The organism is Pandoraea sp. B-6 (assembly GCF_000282835.1).
Taxonomy (GTDB): domain Bacteria; phylum Pseudomonadota; class Gammaproteobacteria; order Burkholderiales; family Burkholderiaceae; genus Pandoraea; species Pandoraea cepalis.
This window is the reverse complement of sequence record NZ_KB290502.1, coordinates 63,266-69,331: the sequence shown is the minus strand read 5'-3', so window position 1 is coordinate 69,331 and position 6,066 is coordinate 63,266. Positions and strand designations below refer to the sequence as shown.

Genomic DNA, 6,066 nt, shown 5'->3' with positions numbered 1-6,066 from the left:
GCTCGACACGACGCTGCATCCGGACCCGCCCGTGCGCCAGAAGCCGCAAGGCCCGTTGAGCTTCGCCAAGTGGCTCGAACACTCGTGGATCGGCAGCGCCTTCATCGGCGTGCTCGGCGTGGCGCTGCTCGTCTACACGCGCTATGAACACGTGGCATTCTCGGGCGTCAATGCGGTGATCTTCGTGATGTTCATCGCCGGCATCGTGCTGCACGGCTACCCGCTGGCCTACGCCGACGCGGTCAAGAACGCCGCCAAGCAGACCGGCTCGATGATGCTGCAGTATCCGCTGTACGGCGGCATCATGGGCATGATGGACGCGACCGGCCTGCCGGATGTGATCTCGCATTTCTTCATCGCGATCTCGAACGCGCACACGCTGCCGTTCTGGAGCTACATCTGCTCGTTGATCGTGACGTTCTTCATCCCGAGCGGGGGCGGTCACTGGGCCGTGCAAGGCCCGTTCGTGGTGCCGGCCGCCGTGGCGCTGCATGCCTCGGTGCCGGCCACGACCATGGCGGTCGCGATGGGCGAGCAGGTCTCCAACATGATGCAACCGTTCTGGGCCGCCCCTGTCGTGGCGATGGCCGGCATCGGCGTGCAACGCGTGCTCGGATTTACGGTCGTGACCTTCCTCGTCGGCCTCGTGATTTACGGCGCCGCCATGCTGTTCCTGGTGTAAACCACATAACAATATGAACGGAGACTCCCCCATGGAAACCACCGCAGCGGGTCAAGGCCAGGCGAGTGCAGCACAGCCCAAATCGCTCAAGCAGCGCTGGTGGGCCGTCTTCGACACGTCCATCGGCGCGCTGCCGTTGCCGGTCTATATCGTGCTGGTCGCGGTACTCGCGGCGATGGCGCACGCCGGAAAGCTGGCGGCCGATCTGCCCACGGGCATCGCGTTGGTCGCCGTCGGCGGTTATACGTGCGCTGAACTGGCCAAGCGGATTCCGTTCGCCAAGCATATCGGCGGCACCTCGATCTTCGCGGCCTTCGTGCCGTCGATGCTGGTGTTCTACGGGTGGATGCCAACACCGGTGACGTCGGCCGTCAAGCTGTTCACCAAGCAATCGAACTTCCTGTATCTCTTCATCGCGGCGATCATCGTCGGCAGCGTGCTGTCGATGGATCGTCAGGCGCTTATCAAGGGCTTCGTACGCATCTTCATCCCGGTGGCCATCGGCTCGATCGCCGCCGGCGTGGTGGGCGTTGCGGTCGGCACGGCGTTGGGCTTGCCGGCGCGTCAGGCGCTATTCTTCATCGTGATGCCAATCATGGCAGGCGGCGTCGGCGAAGGCGCGCTGCCGTTGTCGGCCGGGTATGCGCAGATTCTCGGCGTCGAGCAAGGGCCGATCTTCGCGCAATTGCTCTCGGCCGTGATGCTCGGCAATATTGTCGCGATCTGCTCGGCGGGGTTCCTGAGCTATCTAGGCAGCCGCAGGCCGGCCTGGACCGGTAACGGCCGGCTGACGGTGGGTAATGAGGATCTCGTCGGTGAAGCGCAACCGCCGTTGCGGGCGTCGACCAAGCCTGACGTCGACGTCAGTTCGGTGGCGGCTGCCGGCGGCACCGCGATTGCGCTGTATCTGGTCGGTGTGCTGACAAATAAGCTGTTCGGCTGGCCCGCACCCGTGATCATGTTGGTGCTGGTGATCGCCGCGCAGTTGTTCCAGATTGTCTCGCCGCAGGTCAACGGTGGCGCGAGGTTCATGTACCGTTTCTTCTCGACGGCGGTGACCTATCCGCTGATGTTCGCGATCAGCGTGGCGATGACGCCGTGGGGCGAGATCGTCGGCGCCTTCCACTGGATCAATATCGTGACGGCCGTCGCGACAGTGTTGACGCTGACCGTGACCGGCTTCTTTGTCGGCCGCCTGGTCGGTATGTACCCGATCGAAGCGGCCATCGTGAACGCGACGCACAGCGGCCTGGGCGGCACGGGCGACGTCGCGATCCTGACCGCAGCCGACCGGATGTCGCTGATGCCGTTCGCGCAAATCGCCACGCGCATCGGGGGCGCTGTCACGGTCATCGTCGGTCTGGCGGCGTTGGCGCAATTCCACTGATTGCGGCGGCGCCGTTGACACATGTCGCGTGACGTCTCAAGCGAACCTGACGCGGTACCGAGCCTCTTCGGATACCGCGTCAGATCCCGTGTCACGTCGTTGCGGGCATCAGAAGCGATGCACGATACCGGCGATGAAGCTCACGATATTGTTGCCGGCGGTCACGGGAATGCCGGCGCCGCCCGCATTGCTGATCGTGAAGGCCGCGTTGGCGTTGTTCTTTACGTAGCTGGCCCCCGCGTACAACCCGGTGCGCTTCGAGAGGAAGTAGTCGTACCGCACGCCATACGACAGCGCATTGCCCGACGAATTGCCGCGCAGGCGGTATTGACCGAAGCTCAGCAACAGCGTGCCTCTCGCCAGGTTCGGCACCAGCGCATTGACTTCATAGAAGTCGTTGTCCGGGTTCGCGTAGGTCGCGTTGCTCGCCGTCGTTACGCTATCGGTGTTGCGGTGGATCTGATACAGGAACGCCGGCTTGACGAAGCCGAAGTCGTACGACGCGCCAAACAGGTAGTAGCGTCCGGTACCCGTCGGCGACGCCGTGGTGACAGCCGACGTCGTGCTGAAGCGCTGCTGCAGGTAATCCGCATCGGCCGAGAATTGCCCCGCCTTGAAGTTGAATCCCACCGACGCCGTATCGCCCAGCGTACGCGGCTGTCCCGTCGCGCCATTGGCGCCGCGCGCATACAACGCGCGTACGGTCAGGCCCGCGAAGGCCGGTGACACGTAGCGAATCGAATTGGCGGTGCGGGCCACCGGCACGAAGACGAAGTTGTTCGTCGCATTGCCCCAGCCGAGTGTGTTGAGGTCGCCCTGCGAATACGTCACATAGGTCGTGAACAGCGGCGTGTAGTTGTTGCCGACCTGCACCTGCCCCCACTGATTACTGCGCAATCCGACCCACGCCTCGCGATTGAACAGCGCACCATTGCCGGCAATCGTGCCGTTGTTCACGTTGAATCCGTCTTCAAGCTTGAACACCGCAGCCAGGCCGCCCCCCAGGTCTTCGGTGCCAATCATCCCCCATCGCGACGGCGCCACCGAACTCGATTCCACCCGCGACACGCTGGTGCCGCCTGTGTGCGCATATTGCACGCCCGTGTCGATGATGCCGTACAGCGTCACGGATTGCGCATGCGCGCCCACGCTCGCGCACAGCGAAAGCGCCGCAGCGGCGCCAAAACGTCGAATCATTGCCATGTCTCCATTCCTCTGTCGTCATAGACCATTCATTTGCACAAAAATGGCTGATGGCAATTTTTGTATATATTTTTAAGCAAATCAAATTTTAATGTCGAAACTCGGGTAAACCGGGAGACTTCGTGATGTGTGTCTGCAACACATAGCACGACGACAGGTCGAGATGAGAGGGAGACGCAGCGCAATACCCCCACGCCTGCGCAGGCGCGGCAGGCACCAGCGCAGCGGAACGTGAAGGCGAGGGAAGAGAGGGGGCAGCGTTGCCAGCCCAAGCGATCGGGCCGGCCGAACGAGACGGCTTATTCCACCGGGAAGAGATTGGCGTCGGCGAGGATGATGTCGGCCGTGGTTTCGTAGTGCTTGCGCATGAGTTGGATCGCACGCGGCGCATCGCGCTCGATGACGGCGTCGAGCATCGCTTTGTGCTCTTCGCGCTCGTGGCGGTTCGGGTAGATACGCTTCACCGACAACTGGCGATAGCGGTACAACTGATCCGAGAGTTGCTCGCAGAAGTTGAGCAGCCAGCGTGACTGGCAGCCGCTGATGAGTGTGCGATGGAACGCCCGATGCAGCCGCTCCCACTCGGGATTTTCGAGGTATTGAGTTTCGCTGAGCGAGCGCGGCACCTTGGAGAGGCGGTGGTAAGCCAGCACCAGCGCCTCTTCCCACTCCGGCTGGTCGGCCGCAAACGCCTCGCGCAGGGCGACTTCTTCGAGCCAGACGCGCGTCCTGGTGATCTCGCGAAGGTCGGCGGCGCTGATGCCGGTGACGGCAAATCCCCGCTGATCCCGCCGCTCCACCAGGCCATCGGAGGTCAACCGGTTGAGCGCTTCGCGCACCGGCGTCTGGCCCGCCTGGTATTGATCGCAGAGGAATTCGATCTGCAATTTGCGACCCGGCTCGAGCTTGCCGGCCAGAAGATCGGCCCGCATCCGGTCGTACAGATTGGTCGCCAGCGTGACGTTCGACCCGGCCTGGCTAGCGGTCTGGCTGGCAGAGGACAGCGCGGATATACGGGACAAAACGTTACCTCGATCAGATGGGAGCGGGAAGTTACGTGCAAGTATATCTGAAACGGGTCAGTCCAATGCCAACGTCGGGAACCTAGGTGTTTACGATTATTTGTGTACGAAAATAACAAATCAGTGTTTTTGTATATATAATTGCTCGCAACAAAGGTCCGGTGCGATCGCTTGATCGAGATCGCAACGCCTGGACGCGTTCGGAGATCAGTCGTATGGCATCCCCCCTGACGTTGGCGCAGGCCAACGAAATCATCGCGGCGGCACTCGCTGCGAGCCACCAACATCAGTACAAGGCGATGGCGGTCGTCGTGCTCGACGATGCTGGCCACATCAAGGCCGTGCAGCGCGAAGACGGCGCGTCGATGTCGCGAGTGGACATCGCAACCGGCAAGGCGTGGGCCTGTGTGAGCATGGGCGCCAGCAGCCGCGCGCTGCTCGCCCGTGCCAAGGACAATCCCGCCTTCTTCAATGCACTCGCGGTTACGCACGGCGGCAAGTTCATTCCCCAGACCGGCGCCGTTCCGATTCGCGATGCCGACGGCCGCGTCATCGGCGCCGTGGGTGCATCGGGCGGCACAGGCGACGAGGACGAAGCGATCTGCATCGCCGGCGTGATGGCCGCGGGGCTGCGTCATGAGTGAGCCTGTCGTACACGGCCACGGTTGCGGCTGTGCTGCGCTGCCCGGTATCGACGTGCACTGCCATGTGATTCCCGCCGAGTTTCCGAAGTCGCTGGGCGTCACGCCGGCCGGCTGGCCGTCGATGGCGCCGGCGCACGAGTGCCATCGGCACGTGATGATCGACGGCGGTCTCTATCGCACGGTCTCGGACCGCTGCTGGGATGCCGGCAAGCGGCTCGACGACATGACCGAGCAGCGGGTCGGCGTGCAAGCGCTCTCGCCCATGCCAGAGTTGCTCGGCTACTGGCTGCCGGCGCAGGAGGCCGCGCATCTGAATCGCTACGTCAACGACGAGATCGCCAAGATGGTCGCGTCCGCGCCGACGCGCTTCGTCGGTCTCGGGGCGGTGCCGTTGCAGGACATGGATCTCGCCATTGCCGAACTGACCCGAATGATGGCCTCGGGCGCCTTCGCGGGCGTGGAACTCGGCAGCAATATCAACGGTGTGCCGATCGGCGCAGCATGCTTCGATCCCTTTTTCGAAGCGGCCGAAGCGCTCGGCGCGGCGATCTTCGTGCATGCACTGCGCCCGGCCGGCGAGGCGCGACTGGTCGGGCCGAAGCCTCTGTTGCAAGCCCTCGGCTACCCCACCGACGTTGGCTTGGCCGCCGCGTCGGTACTCACGACAAATCTGATCGTGCGTCGCCCGACGCTGCGCATCGCGTTCAGTCACGGCGGCGGCACGCTTGCGTCGCTGTTGCCCCGACTCGAACGCGCGCACAAGGTGTTCAAGCCGCTCGACGACACGCTACTCGAATCGCCGAGCGCCCAAGCGCGACGCCTGTACTACGACGCCCTGGTGTTCGACGACGACACACTCGCGCACCTGGTCAGGACCTTCGGCCACACACAACTGATGCTCGGCACCGACTATCCGTTCGCGTTTCGAGAGACCACGCCGGTCGCCAGCATCGAGCGCGCGTTCGCCGATGCGACGCTGCGCGAATCCCTGATTCATCTCAATGCCGAACGCTTTCTCGGCATGTCTGCAAGGAGTCACTCATGACGTCGTCCCTCGTCAGCGCACTGCGCGGCATTGCCATCGGCGTGCCGGATCTCGCGCTCGCGGAAACCTTCTATACCGAGACC

Annotated in this window: 6 protein-coding genes; 4 read left to right on the top strand and 2 right to left on the bottom strand. The window is 63.4% G+C overall.

The window, feature by feature from the left end; genetic code table 11:
* Window positions 1-682 (top strand): TIGR00366 family protein (locus A985_RS29010; RefSeq protein ID WP_232424543.1); only part of this gene is annotated, 682 nt, incomplete at its 5' end.
* 31 nt (window positions 683-713) lie between these two features.
* Window positions 714-2,069, top strand: coding sequence for a 2-hydroxycarboxylate transporter family protein (locus tag A985_RS0106600; protein WP_017232610.1), 1,356 nt, complete (start codon window positions 714-716; stop codon window positions 2,067-2,069).
* A 108-nt stretch (window positions 2,070-2,177) separates the two neighbouring features.
* Here the strand turns inward: A985_RS0106600 and A985_RS0106595 are convergent, their stop codons facing one another.
* Window positions 2,178-3,266 carry a porin gene (locus tag A985_RS0106595; RefSeq protein ID WP_017232609.1) on the bottom strand — a complete coding sequence of 363 codons (1,089 nt, stop codon included), beginning with the start codon at window positions 3,264-3,266 and terminating at the stop codon, window positions 2,178-2,180.
* Window positions 3,267-3,571: 305 nt separating this feature from the next.
* Window positions 3,572-4,294 (bottom strand): GntR family transcriptional regulator, encoded by a 723-nt coding sequence (locus tag A985_RS0106590; RefSeq protein WP_039829971.1) that lies wholly within the window; start codon window positions 4,292-4,294, stop codon window positions 3,572-3,574.
* Window positions 4,295-4,509: 215 nt separating this feature from the next.
* Between A985_RS0106590 and A985_RS0106585 the strand changes: the two genes are divergently transcribed.
* Together A985_RS0106585 and A985_RS0106580 are read left to right on the top strand one after the other, a co-directional pair.
* The gene (locus A985_RS0106585) at window positions 4,510-4,938 is read left to right on the top strand and encodes a heme-binding protein (protein WP_017232607.1); all 429 of its coding nucleotides are present in this window, start codon (window positions 4,510-4,512) and stop codon (window positions 4,936-4,938) included.
* On the top strand, window positions 4,931-5,983 hold the full coding sequence (locus A985_RS0106580) for an amidohydrolase family protein (RefSeq protein WP_017232606.1): 1,053 nt from the start codon (window positions 4,931-4,933) through the stop codon (window positions 5,981-5,983). The genes A985_RS0106585 and A985_RS0106580 overlap by 8 nt, the downstream gene beginning before the upstream one ends.
* Window positions 5,984-6,066: the final 83 nt, after the last annotated feature.

Coding starts and splice junctions, on each gene's coding strand:
- A985_RS0106600 (WP_017232610.1), top strand. CDS start 714: ATGGAAACCACCGCAGCGGGTCAAGGCCAGGCGAGTGCAGCACAGCCC.
- A985_RS0106595 (WP_017232609.1), bottom strand. CDS start 3,266: ATGATTCGACGTTTTGGCGCCGCTGCGGCGCTTTCGCTGTGCGCGAGC.
- A985_RS0106585 (WP_017232607.1), top strand. CDS start 4,510: ATGGCATCCCCCCTGACGTTGGCGCAGGCCAACGAAATCATCGCGGCG.
- A985_RS0106580 (WP_017232606.1), top strand. CDS start 4,931: ATGAGTGAGCCTGTCGTACACGGCCACGGTTGCGGCTGTGCTGCGCTG.